General features: G+C 64.5%; 19 protein-coding genes. 14 read left to right on the forward strand and 5 right to left on the reverse strand.

Annotated elements, in window-relative coordinates; translation table 11 throughout:
- Positions 1–95 precede the first annotated feature (95 nt).
- A complete protein-coding gene (locus CXZ10_RS07405) occupies positions 96–335 on the forward strand; it encodes a hypothetical protein (protein ID WP_101288516.1) in 240 nt (79 codons plus the stop codon).
- Positions 336–458: 123 nt separating this feature from the next.
- On the opposite strand, the gene CXZ10_RS07410 is transcribed toward CXZ10_RS07405, so the two are convergent.
- A complete protein-coding gene (locus CXZ10_RS07410; protein ID WP_101288517.1) occupies positions 459–767 on the reverse strand; it encodes a helix-turn-helix domain-containing protein in 309 nt (102 codons plus the stop codon).
- Positions 768–1,297: 530 nt separating this feature from the next.
- Here CXZ10_RS07410 and CXZ10_RS07415 point away from each other — a divergent pair.
- The 3 genes from CXZ10_RS07415 to CXZ10_RS07425 all read left to right on the forward strand — a co-directional run bounded on the left by CXZ10_RS07415 (position 1,298) and on the right by CXZ10_RS07425 (position 3,275).
- Entirely contained in the window at positions 1,298–2,188 is an 891-nt protein-coding gene (locus tag CXZ10_RS07415; RefSeq protein WP_180335906.1) for an NmrA family NAD(P)-binding protein, read from the forward strand.
- Positions 2,189–2,228: 40 nt separating this feature from the next.
- Positions 2,229–2,582: a YciI family protein gene (locus CXZ10_RS21505; RefSeq protein ID WP_180335907.1), complete on the forward strand. Its 354-nt coding sequence runs from the start codon at positions 2,229–2,231 to the stop codon at positions 2,580–2,582.
- Positions 2,583–2,816: 234 nt separating this feature from the next.
- Positions 2,817–3,275, forward strand: a complete 459-nt coding sequence (locus CXZ10_RS07425) for a hypothetical protein (RefSeq protein ID WP_101288520.1) — start codon at positions 2,817–2,819, stop codon at positions 3,273–3,275.
- A 66-nt stretch (positions 3,276–3,341) separates the two neighbouring features.
- On the opposite strand, the gene CXZ10_RS07430 is transcribed toward CXZ10_RS07425, so the two are convergent.
- Positions 3,342–3,959 (reverse strand): hypothetical protein, encoded by a 618-nt coding sequence (locus CXZ10_RS07430; protein WP_143741492.1) that lies wholly within the window; start codon positions 3,957–3,959, stop codon positions 3,342–3,344.
- A 379-nt stretch (positions 3,960–4,338) separates the two neighbouring features.
- Here CXZ10_RS07430 and CXZ10_RS07435 point away from each other — a divergent pair, with 379 nt between their 5' ends.
- The 5 genes from CXZ10_RS07435 to CXZ10_RS07455 all read left to right on the forward strand — a co-directional run bounded on the left by CXZ10_RS07435 (position 4,339) and on the right by CXZ10_RS07455 (position 9,002).
- The gene (locus tag CXZ10_RS07435) at positions 4,339–4,863 is read left to right on the forward strand and encodes a hypothetical protein (RefSeq protein WP_143741493.1); all 525 of its coding nucleotides are present in this window, start codon (positions 4,339–4,341) and stop codon (positions 4,861–4,863) included.
- Between the two features lie 108 nt (positions 4,864–4,971).
- Positions 4,972–5,418: a DUF3788 domain-containing protein gene (locus CXZ10_RS07440; RefSeq protein WP_425298948.1), complete on the forward strand. Its 447-nt coding sequence runs from the start codon at positions 4,972–4,974 to the stop codon at positions 5,416–5,418.
- Positions 5,419–5,510: 92 nt separating this feature from the next.
- Positions 5,511–6,407: an SDR family oxidoreductase gene (locus tag CXZ10_RS07445; protein ID WP_101288524.1), complete on the forward strand. Its 897-nt coding sequence runs from the start codon at positions 5,511–5,513 to the stop codon at positions 6,405–6,407.
- Between the two features lie 304 nt (positions 6,408–6,711).
- Complete coding sequence (locus CXZ10_RS07450; protein ID WP_244617229.1) at positions 6,712–7,242, forward strand: hypothetical protein; 531 nt, start codon at positions 6,712–6,714, stop codon at positions 7,240–7,242.
- A gap of 122 nt (positions 7,243–7,364) precedes the next feature.
- Positions 7,365–9,002, forward strand: a complete 1,638-nt coding sequence (locus CXZ10_RS07455) for a methyl-accepting chemotaxis protein (protein ID WP_101288526.1) — start codon at positions 7,365–7,367, stop codon at positions 9,000–9,002.
- A 30-nt stretch (positions 9,003–9,032) separates the two neighbouring features.
- Here the strand turns inward: CXZ10_RS07455 and CXZ10_RS07460 are convergent, their stop codons facing one another.
- Together CXZ10_RS07460 and CXZ10_RS07465 are read right to left on the reverse strand one after the other, a co-directional pair.
- On the reverse strand, positions 9,033–9,563 hold the full coding sequence (locus CXZ10_RS07460; RefSeq protein ID WP_101288527.1) for a DUF2478 domain-containing protein: 531 nt from the start codon (positions 9,561–9,563) through the stop codon (positions 9,033–9,035).
- Between the two features lie 124 nt (positions 9,564–9,687).
- Positions 9,688–10,614 (reverse strand): LysR substrate-binding domain-containing protein, encoded by a 927-nt coding sequence (locus CXZ10_RS07465; RefSeq protein WP_101288528.1) that lies wholly within the window; start codon positions 10,612–10,614, stop codon positions 9,688–9,690.
- A 112-nt stretch (positions 10,615–10,726) separates the two neighbouring features.
- Here CXZ10_RS07465 and CXZ10_RS07470 point away from each other — a divergent pair, with 112 nt between their 5' ends.
- Positions 10,727–11,590, forward strand: coding sequence for an oxidoreductase (locus CXZ10_RS07470; protein ID WP_101288529.1), 864 nt, complete (start codon positions 10,727–10,729; stop codon positions 11,588–11,590).
- Between the two features lie 187 nt (positions 11,591–11,777).
- Positions 11,778–13,112 (forward strand): globin-coupled sensor protein, encoded by a 1,335-nt coding sequence (locus CXZ10_RS07475; protein ID WP_101288530.1) that lies wholly within the window; start codon positions 11,778–11,780, stop codon positions 13,110–13,112.
- On the opposite strand, the gene CXZ10_RS07480 is transcribed toward CXZ10_RS07475, so the two are convergent.
- Positions 13,109–14,098 carry a LacI family DNA-binding transcriptional regulator gene (locus CXZ10_RS07480; protein WP_210199871.1) on the reverse strand — a complete coding sequence of 330 codons (990 nt, stop codon included), beginning with the start codon at positions 14,096–14,098 and terminating at the stop codon, positions 13,109–13,111. The two genes, CXZ10_RS07475 and CXZ10_RS07480, sit on opposite strands and share 4 nt — an antisense overlap.
- Before the next feature lie 183 nt (positions 14,099–14,281).
- On the opposite strand from CXZ10_RS07480, the gene CXZ10_RS07485 reads away from it, so the two are divergent.
- From CXZ10_RS07485 to CXZ10_RS07495, 3 genes are all read left to right on the forward strand, one after another.
- Positions 14,282–15,457, forward strand: a complete 1,176-nt coding sequence (locus CXZ10_RS07485) for an adenosylhomocysteinase (protein ID WP_101288532.1) — start codon at positions 14,282–14,284, stop codon at positions 15,455–15,457.
- A 176-nt stretch (positions 15,458–15,633) separates the two neighbouring features.
- Positions 15,634–16,653 carry a nucleotidyltransferase family protein gene (locus CXZ10_RS07490; protein ID WP_101288533.1) on the forward strand — a complete coding sequence of 340 codons (1,020 nt, stop codon included), beginning with the start codon at positions 15,634–15,636 and terminating at the stop codon, positions 16,651–16,653.
- Between the two features lie 318 nt (positions 16,654–16,971).
- On the forward strand, positions 16,972–19,089 hold the full coding sequence (locus CXZ10_RS07495; protein ID WP_210199872.1) for a site-specific DNA-methyltransferase: 2,118 nt from the start codon (positions 16,972–16,974) through the stop codon (positions 19,087–19,089).
- The last annotated feature ends 3 nt before the right edge of the window (positions 19,090–19,092 follow it).

A 19,092-nucleotide genomic window follows, 5' to 3' on the forward strand; every position in this document is an offset into this window, starting at 1 on the left:
CAGGCCATAGGCGAACTGCTTGATCTGGCCGAGGGGATCGGTGATCGACCCAAAGATCCTCGAATGTCGCGCTCGACATCGCTTCTAGACTCGGCGTGTCCACCGTGCTGTCGCTGGTGTTCATCCCCTCGCTCTACCTGATGATCAACCGGGCCAACCGGGTGCTCGCCTGGGCGTTCGGCAAGGTGGCGGCTCCCAATGCCTCCGACGAGGCGGAGATGGAGGCCGAGGCGCATCCGCCGGCAGCGGTCCGCCCGCATCTGGTCTCGACCACGCCGGTCGGGCCGAGGCCAAAGCTCCTGGGGCCGGACGGCATGCCCATCGCCGCCGAGTGAGAGGGCAGACCGGGACATGAACAAAGCCGCGCTCTTCACGACAGTGAGGGGCGCGGTTTTCGTTTGGGCAGCCGGACAGTAAGTGCTGCGGACACTCCATCGAGCGCTAAATGCGGTCTCCGTTCAGACAGCCTTTGCGGCTCTCTCCACGGCTTCTGGATCTTGATCCAGCACCTTGAGCAGCAGGCGTCCGGCCGGGTCAGGGGACCGGCGTCCCTGCTCCCAGTTATTGATCGTGGCGGCGGGAATGCCGAAACGACGCTCGAATTCCCTGGCGGACTTGGCCACCTTTTTCCGAATACTGCGGATGCGTTCAGCCGGCATGGGATCGAGGTTCACTGTCTCAAGGGCGATCTCCCCGCGCTTCCATGCCAAGGCTTCTTTCAGGCCCTCTTCCAGGGAAAGCCCAAGTTCGGTTCTTTCGTCAGTCATCTTCCATCTCCTTGAGCAATGCGAGGATGGCCTTTCGGTCGGCTTCAGAGAGGTCACTCTTTTCGTTACGCCACCGAGCCCTTGAATGACATCCCCGGTGGTGGGGTTGGCCGCAATGGATTGCTCCAGTGCCGCCATGTCCGTCGAGGAAGCGCCGATCCGGCGCATGTCCTTCGTATAGCGTTTGGTCCGGACGATTCTCATGAGAGATAAATACGCCAATGGCGCACATTAGCAAGAGAGTTTACGCCAACGGCGTATTTTGCCCGAGCAAGTTTGAACGATGCCGATAAGGCGCTTTGTTTGCCCCTCTCCGAGACGGACGTGCTCTGATGGCAAGACCCGGCGGGAAACGGAAGATCGGCCTTCGCGAGCCGAACGGGATCATGCTGCCTGGACGTCCGAGCCTATAGGATCGGTCGCGATCCCCGTTGCGCCCCGGTCAGTTTTCCATGTCTCGAAGGCGGCGATCGACGCCCGCCGGGTCGGCGACGGCGGGTGATCGCCAGCCCGACGGGAAGGAGCCCTTGATGCGCATTCTGGTCAACACGCCTGCCGGCAACATCGGGCGCGGTCTCGTGGATCTCATTCTGTCCGCCGGGCACCAAGTCACCATGATCAGCCGCCATCCCGGCAAGGTGGCGGACTTCGTGGAGCGTGGCGCGCGGCTCGTCGAGGGATCGATCGACGATCCCGCCGTTCTCGAAGCCGCCATGCCCGGTGTGGACGTTCTTTACTGGCTGCCGCCCCTGGTGCTCGACCAGCCGGACTTTCTGGCCTGGGCGCGCGCCTGCGGCGACCGGGTGGCCGGCGTCGCCGAGGCGGCCGGCGTGCGGCGTGCCGTGCTCCTGTCCAGCGTCGGCGCCCAGCACGATGAGGGCGTTGGCCCCATCGCCTGCCTGCCGGCCATTGAGCGCCGCTTCCGGGAGACCTTCCCGGACATGGTGTCGCTGCGGCCCGGCCATTTCATGGAGAACTTCCTGATGAGCCTGCCGACCATGCTGTCGGACGGCGCGATCTACAGCTCGCACGCCGCCGACCAGCCGATCCCGATGATCGCCACGCGCGACATCGCGCGCGTCTCGGCGGGTGTCGCCATGGACGAGGTCTGGGCGGGGCATCACGTGATCGGCCTGCATGGGCCGGCCGACGTCAGCTACAGGGAAGCGGCCAGGACGATCGGCCAGGTGCTCGGGCTTCCTATCCGCTACGTGGAAATCGGCGACGAGGCGATGGTCCACGCCATGGCCTCCTTCGGCATGCCCGAGCGGATGGCGCGTCTCGTCAGCGAGCTCTACGCGGGCATTCGCGCCGGCCGGGTGCGCCGGGTCGAGCCGAGGACGGCAACGCCGACCACGCTTGCGGAATTTGCCCGCGAGCGCCTGCTGCCCACGCTGTCGGCGGCCTGGCTCCCCATGTGAAATCCGCCGCCATGTCGCGCGGCCGGAGAGGAGAGGTGACATGCAGTTCGTGCTGGTTGTCTACGAGGGACCCGAGGGTCTGGCCATCATGGCCGACCGGCAGAAGGCCGGAGCCTATTTCGCCGCCTGGGGCGGCTTTGCCAAGACGCTGGCGGAAGCCGGCGCCCTAGCCGGCGGCACGGGCATGCAGTCGGCACATACCGCGACGACCCTTCGCTTTGCCGAGGGCGGGGCGATCTCGCAGGACGGCAGCCACGGTGGAGCCGAACATCTGTCCGGCTTCTTCGTGATCAATGCGGCGGATCAGCCGTCCGCGCTCGCCTGGGCAGCCAAGGCGCCGATCGCTCCCGGCGGCGCCATCGAGGTCCGGCCCGCCATCGGCGGACCGGCCTGACCCAGGCCATCCCGATCCGCTCTCGCGTGGCATGACCCCCTTCGCCGCCAATGTGGGACCGGATCGGGGACGGAAGGAAGCCGCGCTCTTCACCGAGGTGAGGGCGCGGTTTTCGTTTGGCGGCTCGATCGTGTGGCCGGACGTCCGGGCCTACAGGATCGGTCGCGATCCCCGCCGCCCAAGGGGCAGCGTCGCACGCTTTCCGGGGCAACGCCCCTTGCTCGAGAGGATTCCATGGCCCGCAGACTTCACCCCTTCCACGCCGCCCTGTCGCTCACCCTTCTGGCTGCCGGCTGCTCGGCCATGGGCGGCGGGACGGGCCTCGTCACCGACAGGATCGGCCGACCGATGGGCGCGGCCCGCGTCGCCTACGAGACGGATGGCGGGTCAACGGCCAAACTCACGGTGGTCACGCCGGATGGCGAGGCCTTCACCGGCTCCGCCGTTTCGCTTTCGACCAGGACCGCGCCGAATGTCGGCTTTCTCATCGGCAACACCAAGGCCCGGCCCAACCTCCTGTTCAATGCCGGCAGCAAGGAATGGACGGGCACGATCGCCGCGGTGCTGTTCGGACCGTCGGGGCAGACCATGCAATGCCAGCTCCAGGAAAAGGACCCCGGCCAAGGCTTTGAAGGCGGCGCGCTCGGCAGTTGCGAGGTGAGCGACGGGCGGCGGATCGCCATCGACCTTTGATACCCGTTCCGCCTGATCTGGACTCATCCAGCTCAAGCGGGTGTCGGCCATCGGTCGGGGACGTCTTCACGGCCGCAGCTTGCCCCATGCCAGGTCGGAAGTGACTTCCCTGACCGAGACCTGGCGCGTTGTTTCAGTCTCGACGATCCAGGCCTGCTGGTCGCTGCCGACCGTGGCGCGGATATCGCCAGCGACATAGGTCAGCGTGAACTGGCCCATGCAAAAGTGATCGCCGGTGTCCATCTCGACGAGCTGGCCGGAAATCTCGAAGGCGCGGGCGATTGTGGAAATTCTGTATTCCAGCATGTAGCGCGCCGTATCGAGCGCCGTTTCGTTGATGAGGCGAACACGTTTGGCAATGCCGTCGCCGAAATGCGTGCGGGCGAGATCCACGGATTTGGAATTGACCATCTGGAGAGCGGCATTGACTGACGCCAAACAGCTCTCAAGGTCGTCGATATAGCCCCATCCCACGGCGATGGCCGCTTCCCCGGAGCTGAAAGTGACAGGGTCGGTGGAGAGATCAAGCATGTCTGCGATGTCGTCGAGGAGGGATGCGTTGGCTTCGGTGATGGCGCGTCTCAGCCGGGCGGGGCTGGTGATGACGGGCACTGCGGTTGCGCCGAGGAATGCCGAAAGACCAGCCTCGGGCAACTTGCCGGTGAAAGAATGAGCCGTTGCCATGATCGAGCCCTCCATCGCGTCCTGCCGCGACCATCATGGTCGTGCCGAACCGACTGAGCCGAAGCCTCATGCTACGGAACGAAGATCGAAGGCGAGATAACGTCGCCTCCTGTCATTTTTGACAGTGAGGCTTGCGCCAAGCTGGAGCGAGGCTTGGAAGCCATTGGCGTCGAACCCCTTGTTCCGTCGTATGGCGTCGTTAACGGCCGCCCGTTGCCAAGGCGAGGGGGCGGACATCGCCGGTGGACAGGGCAATTCTACGCCGCTGCCTGGACTTCCGGCGTCAAGATGTTTTCTTTTTGTTCACATCCGCAAAGCTACGATTGCGCCAGAGAAATGGTTGCCTCCTAATGCACACCTCATCTCCAGGTGGTGCATCATGATCGTGTCGGCGGTATCCCTTTTGGGCAGGCTCCTGCTCGTGCCTGTGGTCCTTGGGCTTCTCTGCGTCCAGTCGCTTGCGCGCGGATCCGAGACTGATGCCTTGGGTTCTCTTTTCGACAAGAGTAACGACTGGAGTGTCTTCAAAAGCTCCCGGAAGCAATCTTGTACGTTGGTCATGGGGCGGCAGGGCGAGTATATCGTATACTTCGGCCTTTCTCGTCATGAAGACGGTATGCGGTTCTATTTTGCTTTCGCAAAGCACGGCATGAATTTGTCTTCGGACGAGAAATACAATCTGGAAGTAAAGTACGACAAGGGTGGTCTCTGGAGGGAAGAGGTTTCCGGGGCGAGAGTGGGAGATTACGGAGGCTTCTACATCAATGGCCTGGAGTCCAAGTTCGTGGTGGATTTCGCCGCCAGCCAAAAGATGCGAGTGACCATTGACGGCGCCAAGTACGGGGACTTCTCGATCCGGGGTTCGCGTGAGGGCATGCTTCGGGTCTTCGACTGCATGGATTAGCCGGAGGCGGGAGCCTTGTCCGGCGCTCGGCGCCCGAGAGACTGCCGGGCGGCCGTCGATGGAGTTCGCGAAGGAGGACGTCGGAAGAGGCGCCGGAGGAGAATGGGGATGAGTATGCCCGAGATTGGTGACCGGCTAACCGACAAGTCGGCGGTGCCGGACGAGGCGATGGTCCGCGACTGGATGGGCGGGGCCGCCTTCGGGCTGTGGACGGCGCTCCGCGACTGGATCGCCGCCTCCTACCCCGGCGTGTTCACGCCCGACTGGATCTACGGCGGACGCAAGCACGGCTGGTCGTTGCGCTACAAGAAGTCCAAGGCCTTCTGCACCCTGCTGCCGGAGTACCGCGCCTTTTCGGTGGTGGTCGTGCTGGGCGGGGCGGAGCGAGAGAAGGTCGAGGCCCGGCGCCACGGGTTCGGCCCGCGCCTGATGGCACTTTATGATGCGGCGGAAACCTTCCACGACGGCAAGTGGCTGAGGATCGGCATCGCCTCGGGAGCGGACCTCGGCGATGTGACGGCGCTCCTCGGCCTGAAACGCCCGCGCAAGGCCTGAGCCTGTTAGGCGTTATACCCCTATAAGGTCACTACTTTTACCGGGAAAGCCGCTCGTTAAAGTCTCCGCATCACAACAGCGGAGACTCTCTGATGCGTGTATTTCTGACGGGTGCGACGGGCTTCATCGGCTCGCATGTCGTGCCGGAGCTTCTGGCGGCCGGGCACGAGGTGCTGGGCATGACGCGGTCGACACGGGGCGCCGAGGCGCTCAGGGCTCTGGGCGCCACGCCCCATCATGGCGAACTCGAGGACCTTGACAGCATCAGGGCCGGCGCGGCCAAGGCCGATGCGGTGATCCACACCGCCTTCGACCACGACTTCAGCCGGTTCGTGGAGAACTGCGAGAAGGACCGGCGGGTGATCGGGGCGCTCGGCGACGAGCTCAAGGGCTCCGACCGGCCGCTGATCATCACCTCCGGCGTCGGCATGGGCGAGCAGGGGCACGGCAAGCCGGCCATCGAGACGGTGTTCAACACCGCGCACGCCAACCCGCGCATCGCCTCGGAGGAAGCCGGCAACGCGGCGCTTCAGGCGGGCGTCGACGTGCGCGTCATGCGGCTGCCGCAGGTCCACGACACCGTCAAGCAGGGGCTGGTCACCCCCTATGTCGCCATGAGCCGGGAGAAGGGTGTCGCCGCCTATCTCGGCGAGGGGCTCAACCGCTGGTCGGCGGGCCATGTCGGCGACGTCGCCAAGCTCTATGTCCTCGCCCTCGACAAGGGCGCACGCGGCGAGCGCTACAACGCGGTGGCGGAGGAGGGTGTCAGCGCACGCGAGATCGCCGAGGCGGTGGGCGCCGGCCTCGGCCTGCCGGTCCGATCGGTCGCGCCGGAGGAGGCCAAGGCGCAGTTCGGCTGGTTCGCGCTGTTCGCCGGCCTCGACCTCAGCGCGTCGAGCGAGATCACCCGCCAGCGTCTCGGCTGGACGCCTGTCGGACCCAGCCTGATCGAGGACCTCGAGCGGATGGACTACTCGGCTAGCGCCTGATCCGGCCCGCCAGCAGGGACCGCTCCGGCGCGACGTCGGGGCGGCCTCGATCCGCTTTGTCGAAAGTGACTACATCCTTCGTATATTTCGGACCTGGTTTATAGTGAAAAATATCAATGACTCATATCTCTGCTTAATAATCTAAAGTCATTTGGTCGGTAAGGTTGCGTTTTGTGCTTTGCGGCGGGAATTTTAGTTTGTCGGTAACCTGAGTCATGGGAAAGATCTCAAGTCATTTTTGGAGGCTTCCATGACGATTGGCCGATATGTAGCGCTTGGTCTTTTGCTGTGCTCCGCGACGGGGATGAACCCAGCCCTGGCTCAGGACGAATACGTCGCCGCCGCCCGCGCCTATGTGGAACAGAATGTCGTTCCCTTCCTGTCCGAGGCGGTGGTCGTCGATGCGATCAACGCGCAGAATGCCAAGTTCGCCGGGTTGCAGCAGGCCGACATCGACGCGCTCGACCAGAAGTGGCGGGCCGAGGTCGAGGCCGCAGACAAGCCGATGATCGACGAGACGCTGTCGTCGCCGCTTTCCAAGTTCCTGATTGAGCGGCGGGAGGCGTCGGAAGGCGTGATCACCGAGCTGTTCGTCACCGACGGCAAAGGCCTCAACGTCGGCCAGAGCGACCCGACGTCCGACTACTGGCAGGGCGACGAGGCCAAGTGGCAGAAGTCGTTCCAGGCCGGACCGGGCGCCATCTTTGTGGACGAGGTGGAAAAGGACGAGTCGACGCAGCAGCTGCAGACCCAGGTGAGCGCCACCATCGTCGATCCGAAGACCGGCGCGGCGATCGGCGCCGTCACGGTCGGCCTCAACGTCGACGGTCTCTGACAGCCTGTAAGGTCGAGACGTCAAATCAGCATCGGCGAGACGCGGCCCCGCGACAGGCCGCGTCTGTCGGCGCGCGCCTCGGTTCCGGCGCCCAGATCCAGTTCCCTGTCGCGGAGACGACCATGCCGCAAGCGCTTCTCAATCTTTCGCTCAAGGCCAAGATCGCCGCCATTCTTACCGCCGTGATCCTGCTGGTCATCGCCGCCACGGCGCTGGTGTCGCTGCGGAGCACCACCGCGATCATCGGCGACGAGTTCACCGCCGCCCGTCTGCAAATGACGCAACTGATCGCGGCGGCGGCGGAAGGCGGCGTCAAGTGGAAGAAGAAGGACGTCATCGCCGAGGCCTACGCCGAGTTCATCAAGGCGCCGACGCCGCCCATCCTGAGCGTGCGCGTGCTGGCCGCCGACGGTACGCTGATTTCCGACTACGCCGCCGCCAACGCCAATGCCGCCTATTTCGACGCCCAGGCGGCGGAGATGCTGGCAGCCAGCCCGACCGCCGGGACGTCCCGCGTCATCGATGGCGCCGTGATGATCGTGATGCCGGTCGGCGCGGACAAGGCCGGCAAGCCGATGGGACAACTCGCCATTGCCTGGCGGACCGACACCCTGTCGCACTACATCAACGCGCTGACCGGACAGATCTCGGCGTCCCTCCTGGGCGGGGCCGTTGCCATGATCGTCATCGTCCTGGTCTTCATCGGCCGTGTCGTCACGCGACCGCTGGGCCTCCTCAGGCAGTCCATCGGCGCGCTGGCGGATGGCCGCACCGACCTCGACGTGGCGTTTCGCAACCGTACCGACGAAATCGGCCAGATTGCCTCGGCGGTGGAGGTGCTGCGTCTCGGCGTCCAGGAGCGGCTTCGCCTGGAGGACGAACAGCGGCAGAGTTTCGAGCAGCATCGCAACCGCGAGCAGCGCCTGAGCGCCTTGTCGGATGCATTCCGCGACGCCGCGACCCGCATGCAGGGAGCCGTCGATGAACAGATGACTGCCCTGAAGGCGACGGCGGAGGGGCTTTCGGCGACGTCCAGCGATACCCGCCAACGGGCCGAGGCCATGCGCGACAAGTCCAGCTCGGCATCCTCGAACGTGCGGTCGGTCGCCGCGGCGGCGGAGGAGCTGTCGAGCTCGATCCAGGAGATCGGCGAGCAGATCCGCCGGTCGACCCAGGCCGTCGCCGAGGTGGATGCCGATGCGGTTTCCTCGTCGGGGCAGATCGGCGCGCTCAGCGACGCCGCCGACCGCATCGGCGCCGTCGTCGACCTGATCCGCGGCATTGCCGCACAGACCAACCTTCTGGCGCTCAACGCCACCATTGAAGCCGCCCGTGCGGGCGAAGCGGGCAAGGGCTTTGCCGTGGTGGCCTCCGAGGTGAAGGACCTCGCGGGGCAGACCGCCAAGGCCACCGACGACATCGCCTCCCAGGTGTCGCAGATCCAGGCCAGCACGCGGGCGGCCGTCGATGCGATCCAGGGCATCACCCACAAGATCGCCTCGGTGAAGGCCCTTTCCGATGCCATCGACGCGGCGGTGACGCAGCAGTCGCTGGCGACCGACGAAATCAGCCGCTCCATCGCAACCGCCGCCGAGGGCACCGCCATGGTGGCCGGCGAGGTGGCAACCGTGGAGGCTGCCTCGGCGGAGACGGTCGCCGTCGCCAATCAGGTCAACGTCACCGCCCAGACGGTCGAGCGGGGCATCAAGGATTTCGGCGGCATCGTCGAGGAGTATCTCGCCAACTCGGTTGCCGCCTGACCTCCGGGCGACCGCCTTGCCCGGAAGGGTTCAACTGGACGCAGTTCCGGACACAAAACCGGTTCCCGCTGTTGCTGGAATGGCTTCGGCCCAAGCCAAAACTGCCGCTTCGTTCGGCGGCAGATCGGTGCCGAGGCCGCCGTGGAAGGCGGCCCAGGCGGCGGCGTGCTCGGTCCTGACGCCGACGAGCAGCGGCGTGTCGGCCAGCATGGCCCGGCCGAACAGCGAGCGGAAGCCGCCGCCCTCGATCTCCCTTATGCCGAAGCGGCTGAGGATCAGAAGGTCGAGGCCGGCGTCGACCTGCCGTTCAAGGTCGCCGGCGACGTCGGCCATGACCGAGGTGTCGAGCTTGCAGGAGGTGGAGAGCGGCCCGAGATTCTGGGTGATCGCCCGGATGGTGCCCCGGCCGAGGTCGACGACCGACAGGCCCTTTTGAGGATCGCGCAACTGCGTGACGCCGCCGACCCGCACGCCCCTTTCGGCGAGATGGCGCGCGACGGTGGCGAGCAGCCCGTCGATGTCCGTTTCGGGCGGGTAGAGGATGCCGGCGAGGGGCGACATGGTTGAGTTCCTTCCGGCGGGTGTCTGCCGTTCCTATCGCCCCGAGCCTATCGCCTTCGCCGCCCTTGTTCCAGAGAACGGGCCAGAGAACGGGCATGACATGTCATGCTTGCCCGGTTGCCGGTCAGGGCGCACCTTTCCCGCGCGTTGCCCACGATGGAGCGCGCCGTCTTGCCGCGTCGATGAAGGCGCGCAGCTTGGGAGCTTCGCTGGCGCGCCGCGGGAAATAGAGAAACAGGCCCGGCTCCTCGATTGCGCTGTCGGGCAGGAGCCACCGGAGAGCGCCCGAGGCGATGTGGCGGCGCGCAAGCGGCTCGAAGACATAGGCGATACCTACACCGGCGAGAGCGAGGTCGAGCGCCATCAGCGGATCGGTGACACGTGCCGTGCCGCGTGTGACGATCGCCCTGTCCTCGCCTTTGTCCAGCACCTCCCAAGCATAGGTTCCGCCGGTGCTGGCCTGGCGGAATCCGATGCAATTATGCGCTCCTAGATCATCGACCGTGTCGATCCCAGCGGCCTTGGCGAGGTATGCGGGCGAGGCCACCATGATGGCCTTGAACGGTGGCGTGAGGCGAACCGCGACCATGTCCTCGGCGATCATCTCGCCCAGCCGTATGCCGGCATCGTAGCCCCCGGCGACGATGTCGATCAGCGCATCCTCGGTGGTCACCTCGACCGTCAGATCGGGATGCAATCCTGCCATGTCGGCAAGCAGATCGATCAGCAGCATGGGCAGGGCCACGCGGGGCGAGTTGATCCGCAACAGGCCGGTCACTCTGCCTTTCATGGCCAGGGTCGCCTCGGCGGCGTCGTGGATCGCTTCGAGGGCAGGCAGCGCCCTGGCGAGAAACGCTTCGCCCGCCTCGGTCAGCGACACGCTGCGCGTCGTCCGGGCAAACAGCGGCGTTCGCAGACGATCCTCGACCAGGCGCACCGCATGACTGACCGCCGACGCGCCCAGGCCGAGTTCGGCAGCAGCCGCCGCAAAGCTGCGCCGCCGCGCAACGGCGGCAACGACGGGCAGATGCTGGAGAATGTCGCGATCCATAATGCGATTCTATCGCATGGATCATGCTAATTGAACTCAATTATCAATCAACGAAAAGCGGCCCACTTCTATCTCACCGACGCGAGACGGCGTCCGAATGAGGAGATCGGCCATGACCCGGCAAACTTGGTTCATTACGGGAGCATCGAGTGGTTTCGGGCAAGCATTTGCCCACCATGCCGTCGCGGCGGGCTACAACGTGGTGGCGACCGCGCGCGATCCATCGCGGCTTTCCGCCATTGCCGCGCTCGCCCCCGAGCGCGTCCTCGTCCATCGGTTGGACGTTACGCGGCCAGGCGAAGCCGAAGAGGCGATCAAGGCGGCCATCGCCCGCTTCGGCCGGATCGACGTGCTGATCAACAACGCGGGCTACGGCATTGTCGGTGCCGCCGAGGAGACCCCGGAGCGGGAGTTGCGCGCGCAGATGGAGACCAACTTCTTTGGCGCGGTCGGGGTGACAAAGGCTGCGCTTGCCCAGTTTCGCGCACAGGGCGGCGGCGCGATCGTCAATATCTCGAGCCTGGGCGGACAGCTCTCCTACCCCGGCTTCAGCGCCTATTCGGCCAGCAAGTTCGCCCTGGAAGGTTTTTCCGAAGCCCTTGCCGGCGAGATGGCGCCGTTCGGGGTGAAGGTGCTGATCGTCGAGCCCGGCGCTTTCCGTACCAGGCTCGCGGGAGAGGCGATGAAGCACATGCCGATCATTCCCGCCTATGACCAGGTGGTTGGCGCCACGCGCGACTTCGCTCGCCGCATGGATGGAACGCAGGAGGGCGATCCGCTCAAGGCTGCGGCGGCGATCGATGCGGCTCTGAAGGCGGACAACACGCCGCTGCGGCTCCAGCTCGGTCGCGACGCCGTCGATGCCATCCGTTCTCACGCAGAGCATCTCCTGGCGGACCTGGCCCTCTGGGAAGACGTGGCACTCGACACGCGTCTCGATCCGGCGACTTCCGACGCGGCCAGTGCAGGGGCTTGAGAAACCGGTCGAGCATCCGTGAGCTAGACGTCTCATTGAAAAGCGCGCTCGGCCGGTCCCCGGCACCGCCGAGCGTTCAAATGTTAAACGCCCGTTGTTCCCGTTCAGGCTTTGTAAACCACTCGCATAAATAGTGTCCGAAGTTAGAGATTCTTGGTGAATCCGTTTCTGTCCTCTGGAGGGCGGCATGGCGGCTTGGGACGATTTTAGCGGGCACACGAAGGCCTATGGCATCGACGCGGCGGCCAGCGAGGATATTCGTGCCGCCTGGCTGATCCTCGATCCGCACATAGAAACCATCTTCGCCGCCTTCTACAGTCGATGGGGGCAGGAGCCGAAGCTGGCCGCCTTGGTGCGGGGGCGCGTCGACCACCTCAAGACGGCGCAATACGACCACTGGAAGCAGCTCTTCTCGGCGCGCTTCGAAAAGGACTACTTCGAGAGCGTGCGGCGCGTCGGCCTTGCCCATGTGCGCATCGGGCTTGAGCCGCACTGGTACATCGCCGGCTACAACAACGTGTTGCAGCAGGTCTCGACCATCATGGGCAAGCATGCCCGCCTGTCGGGCGCCAAGGCGGCGCGGATGATCGCGGCCATCACCAAGGCGGCGATGCTGGACATGGACATCGCCGTGTCCGTCTATGGCGAGACGCTGATCCAGCAGATCTCCGACCGCCAAGACCGGGTGCAGGCAGCGATCGCCGAGTTCGATACGTCCATCAACTCCATGCTTGGCAAGTTCGCCAGGATGACCTCCGACCTCGGCGCCAGCTCGGGCGAACTGCAAACCCAGGCGGCCTCGGTGACCGCCCGCTGCGACAGCATCCGCGATTCCCAGCAGACGACCGGCGAGGGCATCGCCACCACCGCCGCCGCCACCGAGGAGCTGCACGCCTCGATCGGCGAGATCGGCCGCCAGGCCGAGGCCTCGCTCGCCGTTTCTTCCAGGGCGGTGGATGGTGCGCGCCGCACCGCCGCGTCGGTGAAGGGCCTCTCCGACGCCGTCGACAAGATCGGCTCGGTGGTGGAGCTGATTTCCTCCATCGCCGCCCAGACCAACCTGCTCGCGCTCAACGCCACCATCGAGGCGGCGCGAGCCGGCGAAGCGGGCAAGGGCTTTGCCGTCGTGGCAAGCGAGGTGAAGTCGCTGGCCTCGCAGACGGCGCGGGCCACCGAGGAGATCACCAGCCAGATCGCCGCCATCCAGCAGGCGACGCAGCAGTCGGTCAGCGACATTTCCGGCATCACCGAGACGGTCGAGGAAGTGGCGCGCATCGGCACGGCCATCTCGGCCGCCGTCGAGCAGCAGTCGGCGGCCACTGCCGACATCGCCGGTTCGGCCATGGGCGTGTCGCGCTCGGCCGAGGAGATCGCCACCGCCATCGGCGAGGTGGTGGAAGAGGGCAAGCGCACCTCCGGCTCGGCCGGCCGCGTCTCGTCCATCTCCCACGAACTCGTCGAGCAGGCGGGCGTTCTGAAGCAGTCCGTCGCCACCTTCACCGCCAAGGTGGCGCAGAGCTAACGCCCTGGCCGCGCCGTCGACTGGCGGACGATGAGGCTGAGGTCGATCAGGGTCGGATGGGGCCGGACGGCCTTTCCCTCCAACCTGTCCAGAAGGCGCCCGACGGCCTCGCGTCCCAGCCTGTCTGCAGGTATGCGCACCGTCGTCAGCTCGGGATGGAGCAGGCGGGCGAGTTCGACGTCGTTGAAGCCCACCACCGAGAGATCGCCGGGAATGGAAAGCCCGAGCTGACGCGCTGCGCGATAGGCGGCGCCGGCCAGGAGGTCGTCGTCGCAGGCGATGGCGGTGACGCCGCTGGCGATCAGCTCCTTCGCCGCTTCGGTCGCGACCTCGACCTCGAAGGTGGAGGCGGCATGCCACCGGGTATCGCTGGCAAGGCCGATACGTTCCATCTCCGCAAGGAAGGCAGCGCGGCGACTGCGGAAGGTCAGCTTGGGATAGAGCGCCGCGAAGTGGCCGATCCGGCGATGCCCCAGCTCGGCGAGATGGCCGACCACCGATTTCATGGCCGAGGCGATGGTGAGGTCGACACCGGAACGGCCGGGCGTTTCGCTCTCGACCATGACCACGCGGTCGGCGACGTCGGCGAACTTCGCTTCCGCCTCGGCATCGGGCGTGTAGGTGATGCAGCCGGCGATCATCCGGCTGCGGATCATGCCGACCAGCCGCTCGCTCCAGAGGGGGTCGGTGGTGGTGTCGACCAAGAGAACCGAGTAGCCGCGTTCGCGGGCCGCCACCTCGGCGGCCACCAGCACTTCGCCGAAAAAGGGCTGCTGGATGTCGGGCACGGCGAAGGCCAGCGTCTTGCCGACGCCGGTCCTGAGCATCTGGGCGGATACGTTGGGCCGGTAGCCGAGGCGGGCGGCGGTCGCCTTGATGAGCTCGCGCGTTGCCGGGGCAACGCGCCCCTCGGCCTTGCCGTTCAGGACCAGCGACACCGTCGATTGCGACACGTTGGCTTCTCGCGCCACGTCCCGGCTCGTCACCAGCGGGGTCGTCCTGTCATTCCCAGCCACTCGGTGTTCCCCTTCGACCGCTCCACCGCTCACACATACCCGGATACGGCCTGCCTGTGAATGGATCGCGTCATACGTTTGACTCAAGCCGGCGTTTCGGTCTAGTCATACGTTTGACTTGCAGAGGAAAGCAGCCAACCCGGAGGGACAGCCATGGCAACCAGGATCGATTGGGTGGGGGCGAACACCCGCCTTCTGAGGCAGATCGCCGCCGAATTTCGTGAGACGCAGCCCTTCGCCGGCATAACCATCGGCACCGGCATCCATCTCGAACCCAAGACCGTCGCCCTGCTAATGACGCTCAAGGACGGCGGCGCCAAGGTGGTGGCGACGGGCAACCTCAACAGCACGCAGGCCGATGCCGTCGCCTATCTCAGGGAGTGCGGCATAACCGTCATCGGCGAGGCGACGCGCGATCCCGAGAGGCACCAGGGCTTCCTCAGGGAGGTGCTGGCGAGCCAGCCGGACATCCTGCTCGACAACGGCGGTGACCTGTTCGACCTCTGGCGGCAATCTCCGACCGGCAACCTCATCGGCGGCACGGAGGAAACGACGTCCGGCCGGGCGCGGCTCGAACCGCTGCGGTCGTCGCTCAAGCTGCCGATCCTCGTCATCAACGACAGCCCGATCAAGCAGTTCGCCGAGAACGAGCATGCGGTGGGGCAGAGCGTTCTCGAATCCTACATGCGCATCACCAACCGGGTGACCAACGGCCAGCGCGTCACCGTGTTCGGCTACGGCGCCTGCGGGCGCGGCGTGGCGCTGAACTTCAAGGGGGCGCATGCCAAGGTCAGCGTCGTCGACCGCGACCCGCTGAAGCGCCTGCAAGCCCATCTCGACGGCTACGACACGCCGTCGCGCGACGAGGCGATCGCCAGTGCCGACCTGATCGTCACCGTCACCGGCGGCGGCCGCATCCTGGGGGATGAGGACATGCCGCTCCTCAAGGACAAGGTCATCCTGGCCAATGCCGGCCACTTCCCGACGGAAATCGACAATACGGCGATCACCGGCAGCTCCGAGGTCGTCTCGACCGACGTGTTTTCCGACGGCATCGCCAGCCTGACGCTGAGGGACGGCCGCGTGATCCACATCCTCGCCGAGGGGCACATGGTCAACCTCGCCGGCGCCCGTCCGCTCGGCAACTCCATCGAATCCATGGACCTCGGCTTCGCCCTGCAGGCCCGCTGCCTGGAAGCTGTGGCACTTCGCCGCGTCGACGCGTCGAGCTGCGTCGTGCCGGTACCGCGCGACATCAACGAGCGCGTGGCCAACGCCTATCTCGACCTTTGCTACCCCAACGCAAATCCCGCCAGTAGCCCCGCATAGGGTTTGGGCGGGGAGGGGCGCCAGGTGCCGAGGCGGGAGGTGCGGTGGCCTTTAGAAGGTCGGCAGGGTAGTCGCCGCAGTTGTAGAGGCGTTGTGTGCATCAAAAATGTTTTTGCTGCACACTTGCTCGTGTGTGCAGCTCGTTTATATTTGATGCACACAACCGAGATTGTCCGATGGCCATCCTCTCTCATTCCCGAGCCGCCCAGGTTGCCTATCAAGATTTGCTGCGACTGCATCTCGATGAGGCCGCGTCCCAGTTGATCGGCAGCATCGAGGAGCGGACGCGCAACGGGCGTATCTACCTTTACGACAAGTTCCGCATCGGCTCGGAAATGAAGAGCCGCTATCTAGGTGAGGGTACGGCCGAGCTGCGCGCACGCCTGAAACGTGCTGCCGCGTTGAAGGCGGCGGGGGAGGAGCGTCGCAGCACGATGGCCCGGCTCGCCCGCGTGTTGCGCGCAGAAGGGTTCATCGGCACCGATCGCGACACCGGTTCACTGCTACTAGCCTTTGCCCGTGCCGGGGTCTTCCGCCTGGGCGGTACGCTCATCGGAACGGCCGCCTATGCCCTCCTTCAGGGTGACTTGGGCGTCCGCTTCGGTTCCGAAGAGTTGGCGCAGACCGGCGACATCGACTTTGCGAGTTTCGAGCAGCTTTCGGTTGCTCTGGGCGACGAGGTCGAAGAGAACCCAGGGGACATCTTGCAGGCGTTGAAGTTCGACCCGGTACCGGGGGTGATGGATCGGCAGGTGTGGAAATGGAGGCAGAGTCGGGGCACGGCGATGGTCGAGTTTCTGACGCCAGCCTTTGGTGACGAGAGCGTCAAGCCGCTGCCGGCGTTGGGCGTGAGCGCGCAGGCCCTCAACTACCTGAACTTTCTGATCGCCGAGCCCATCCCCGCGGTCGCCCTTTATCGATCAGGTGTGCTGGTGCAGATCCCGCGACCCGAGCGCTTCGCGATCCACAAGCTGATCGTCGCCGACCGTCGCCAGGGCGGCCCCGACCAGGCCAAATCCCGCAAGGACCGCGGGCAAGCGGCATTTCTGATCGAAGTGCTCGCTGAAGACCGTCCCGACGATCTGCGCGAAGCCTATGAAGATGCGCTTTCCCGCGGCCCGCGCTGGCGTGAGCGGCTGGAAGCAAGTCTTGCGCGGATGCCGGGGACCGCCGAGATACTTCGCGCTCTGGAGTGAGGTCATACTTCATGTGGGCATTATCGAACTGCTCAAGAGCCAACGAGTGTGAACGGCGATCTGTGCCACAGGTCGGGGTTCGAAAAAGCAATTATTTGCAGATAGATATACCTTCGCCTGCGATTGTCCCAGACCATTTGTGAGAACGCCGACATCTCGAACCTGAGCTGTGGAGCGGCACGGAGTTCGCTGAGGCAAGAATCGAGCTATATCCAGATTGTGGGTGAATTGATGGTCTGAATGTAGCTTGACCGGAGGTTGCGACAGCAGCAACTTTCTCAATCTTGGCTCAGGGAAAGAGGTTGAAGAGTGTCTCGTTTGACGGATCTGATCGCGCGGGCAAAGGCTAAGGATGCCGCGCTCGGGGAAGAGCTCGAACGGGAGTTCAAGGCGCTGGCGTCGAGACGGGCTTTTGGTTTGAACTTCGAACGGCACAGACCGGAGAGTGTTGAACTGCCGGGCAGACATGTCAGAAGAGGTGACAAGGTGCGTGTCCTGCCGCCGCGTGGCTCGACCCAACGCGGCGATCAGCGGCTATGGCGAGTGATCCGGCTTGACGGCGAAGGCGAGGAGCGTAGGGCGCAGGTCGCGTTGATCGATGCCGAGGTACCCGAGAGGGCCGATGTGGCGGTTGCCGATCTGGTCGTGGTGGCCGAGTTCCGCGACTACATCTACCCCGGACTTGTCAGCACAGGTCGAGTCCAGCGAGGGGGAGACAAACCATTTCACACGGTGATCAACGGCGAGAACTTCCATGTGCTCGAAGCGCTGACTTACACCCATCGTGGCAAGATCGATGCTATCTATATCGACCCGCCCTATAACACCGGGGCACGTGACTGGAAATACAACAACGATTACGTAGAGTCAGAGGACTTGTACCGCCATTCGAAATGGCTAGCGTTCATGGAACGACGACTAAAGGTTGTTAGTGCGCTACTCAATCCCAAAAGGAGTATCTTGATCGTCACTATTGATGAGAAGGAGTATCTTCGCCTTGGACTTCTACTGGAGCAGACGTTTCCCGAAGCCGAAATTCAGATGGTGAGCAGCGTAATCAACCCGAAGGGCACTGCGCGCGGAAACGAGTTTGCGCGGGTGGACGAATACATCTTCTTTGTCAAGTTTGGAGGGATCGCCCTGTCGCGTTCAAACCGCGACATGTTGAACGAGCGCGACTATGCACTTGATGAGGACGTTCGATGGAGAGGGCTCGCTAGAACAGGCCGAAAGGGTCTCCGCGCGCATAATCCAGGTTCGTGGTATCCGATTTACGTAAAAACCGATGGAAGCGGGATTCAGTCGGTGGGAGATACGGTCTTGGTCGAGGAGCCTGAGCCAGGAGAAGCCCCAGAGGGTACTGTCGCGATTTGGCCGCCGCGAGCCAACGGTCAAGAGTATAGCTGGTCAGTGGTCCCGGAAACTCTACGGGCCTTGATAGATAAGGGTGCTGTTCGTACTGGCAGAATTGATCTGAAGAAGTTGTCCGTTCCCATCTATTATCTATCGTTCAATCAGCTTTCTGCAATTGAAGATGGTCGGTTGCAAGTTATCGGCAAAGCAGAAGACGGCACTCTCGAATTGAAATACGCCACCGGATCGCGATCTGCAGCGCCTAGAACGATTTGGAACATGACATCACATGACGCAGGGAGTCACGGAACGAGCCTTCTACGTACGTTGATGCCTGATCGGCGATTTCCGTTTCCAAAGTCGCTATACGCCGTCGAAGATGCACTTCGCTTCTTCGTGAAGGAAAAGACCGACGCCGTCATTCTGGATTTCTTCTCCGGCTCCGGCACCACGGCACATGCCGTCATGCGACTGAACCGCCAGGATGGCGGGCGGCGGCAGTGCATCTCGGTCACCAACAATGAGGTTGCAGCTGACGAACAGGCAACCCTGCGCAAGGCGGGTCTGCGTCCGGGGGACCCGGACTGGGAGAAGTGGGGTATCTGCGACTACATCACCAAGCCGCGGATCGCCGCAGCCATCACAGGCAAAACGCCGGAGGGCAAGGAAATCGAAGGCGACTACAAGTTCACCGACGAGTTCCCGATGGCCGAGGGGTTCGATGAGAACGCCGAGTTTTTCACCCTGACCTACGAATCCCACGTCGCGGTCGGTGCGAACTTCGCCTTCCAGCGCATCGCGCCCCTTCTATGGATGCGGGCGGGGGCGGAGGGCCGTCGGATCGATGACCTGCCTGCCGACGGGTGGGAGGTGGCTGACACCTATGGCCTGCTGGTCGATCTGGACCGTGCAGGCACCTTCTGCGCGACTATCGCCGCGCACGGCGGTATACGCGTCGCCTATGTGGTGACCGACGACGACCGCCGTTTCCAGTCGGTTGCTCGCGCTCTGCCGGGCGGCGTCGAACCCGTGCGGCTCTACGAGTCTTACCTCTCCAATTTCCGCTTTTCGATAGGCCGCTGACCC

It is taken from the genome of Pleomorphomonas diazotrophica, assembly GCF_002844595.1.
In the GTDB taxonomy this organism is placed as follows: domain Bacteria; phylum Pseudomonadota; class Alphaproteobacteria; order Rhizobiales; family Pleomorphomonadaceae; genus Pleomorphomonas; species Pleomorphomonas diazotrophica.

Bases quoted from the DNA above. Each gene is read 5' to 3' on its own strand.
- CXZ10_RS07410 (WP_101288517.1), bottom strand. From the start codon at position 767: ATGACTGACGAAAGAACCGAACTTGGGCTTTCCCTGGAAGAGGGCCTG.
- CXZ10_RS07415 (WP_180335906.1), top strand. From the start codon at position 1,298: ATGCGCATTCTGGTCAACACGCCTGCCGGCAACATCGGGCGCGGTCTC.
- CXZ10_RS21505 (WP_180335907.1), top strand. From the start codon at position 2,229: ATGCAGTTCGTGCTGGTTGTCTACGAGGGACCCGAGGGTCTGGCCATC.
- CXZ10_RS07425 (WP_101288520.1), top strand. From the start codon at position 2,817: ATGGCCCGCAGACTTCACCCCTTCCACGCCGCCCTGTCGCTCACCCTT.
- CXZ10_RS07430 (WP_143741492.1), bottom strand. From the start codon at position 3,959: ATGGCAACGGCTCATTCTTTCACCGGCAAGTTGCCCGAGGCTGGTCTT.
- CXZ10_RS07435 (WP_143741493.1), top strand. From the start codon at position 4,339: ATGATCGTGTCGGCGGTATCCCTTTTGGGCAGGCTCCTGCTCGTGCCT.
- CXZ10_RS07440 (WP_425298948.1), top strand. From the start codon at position 4,972: ATGAGTATGCCCGAGATTGGTGACCGGCTAACCGACAAGTCGGCGGTG.
- CXZ10_RS07445 (WP_101288524.1), top strand. From the start codon at position 5,511: ATGCGTGTATTTCTGACGGGTGCGACGGGCTTCATCGGCTCGCATGTC.
- CXZ10_RS07450 (WP_244617229.1), top strand. From the start codon at position 6,712: ATGAACCCAGCCCTGGCTCAGGACGAATACGTCGCCGCCGCCCGCGCC.
- CXZ10_RS07455 (WP_101288526.1), top strand. From the start codon at position 7,365: ATGCCGCAAGCGCTTCTCAATCTTTCGCTCAAGGCCAAGATCGCCGCC.
- CXZ10_RS07460 (WP_101288527.1), bottom strand. From the start codon at position 9,563: ATGTCGCCCCTCGCCGGCATCCTCTACCCGCCCGAAACGGACATCGAC.
- CXZ10_RS07465 (WP_101288528.1), bottom strand. From the start codon at position 10,614: ATGGATCGCGACATTCTCCAGCATCTGCCCGTCGTTGCCGCCGTTGCG.
- CXZ10_RS07470 (WP_101288529.1), top strand. From the start codon at position 10,727: ATGACCCGGCAAACTTGGTTCATTACGGGAGCATCGAGTGGTTTCGGG.
- CXZ10_RS07475 (WP_101288530.1), top strand. From the start codon at position 11,778: ATGGCGGCTTGGGACGATTTTAGCGGGCACACGAAGGCCTATGGCATC.
- CXZ10_RS07485 (WP_101288532.1), top strand. From the start codon at position 14,282: ATGGCAACCAGGATCGATTGGGTGGGGGCGAACACCCGCCTTCTGAGG.
- CXZ10_RS07490 (WP_101288533.1), top strand. From the start codon at position 15,634: ATGGCCATCCTCTCTCATTCCCGAGCCGCCCAGGTTGCCTATCAAGAT.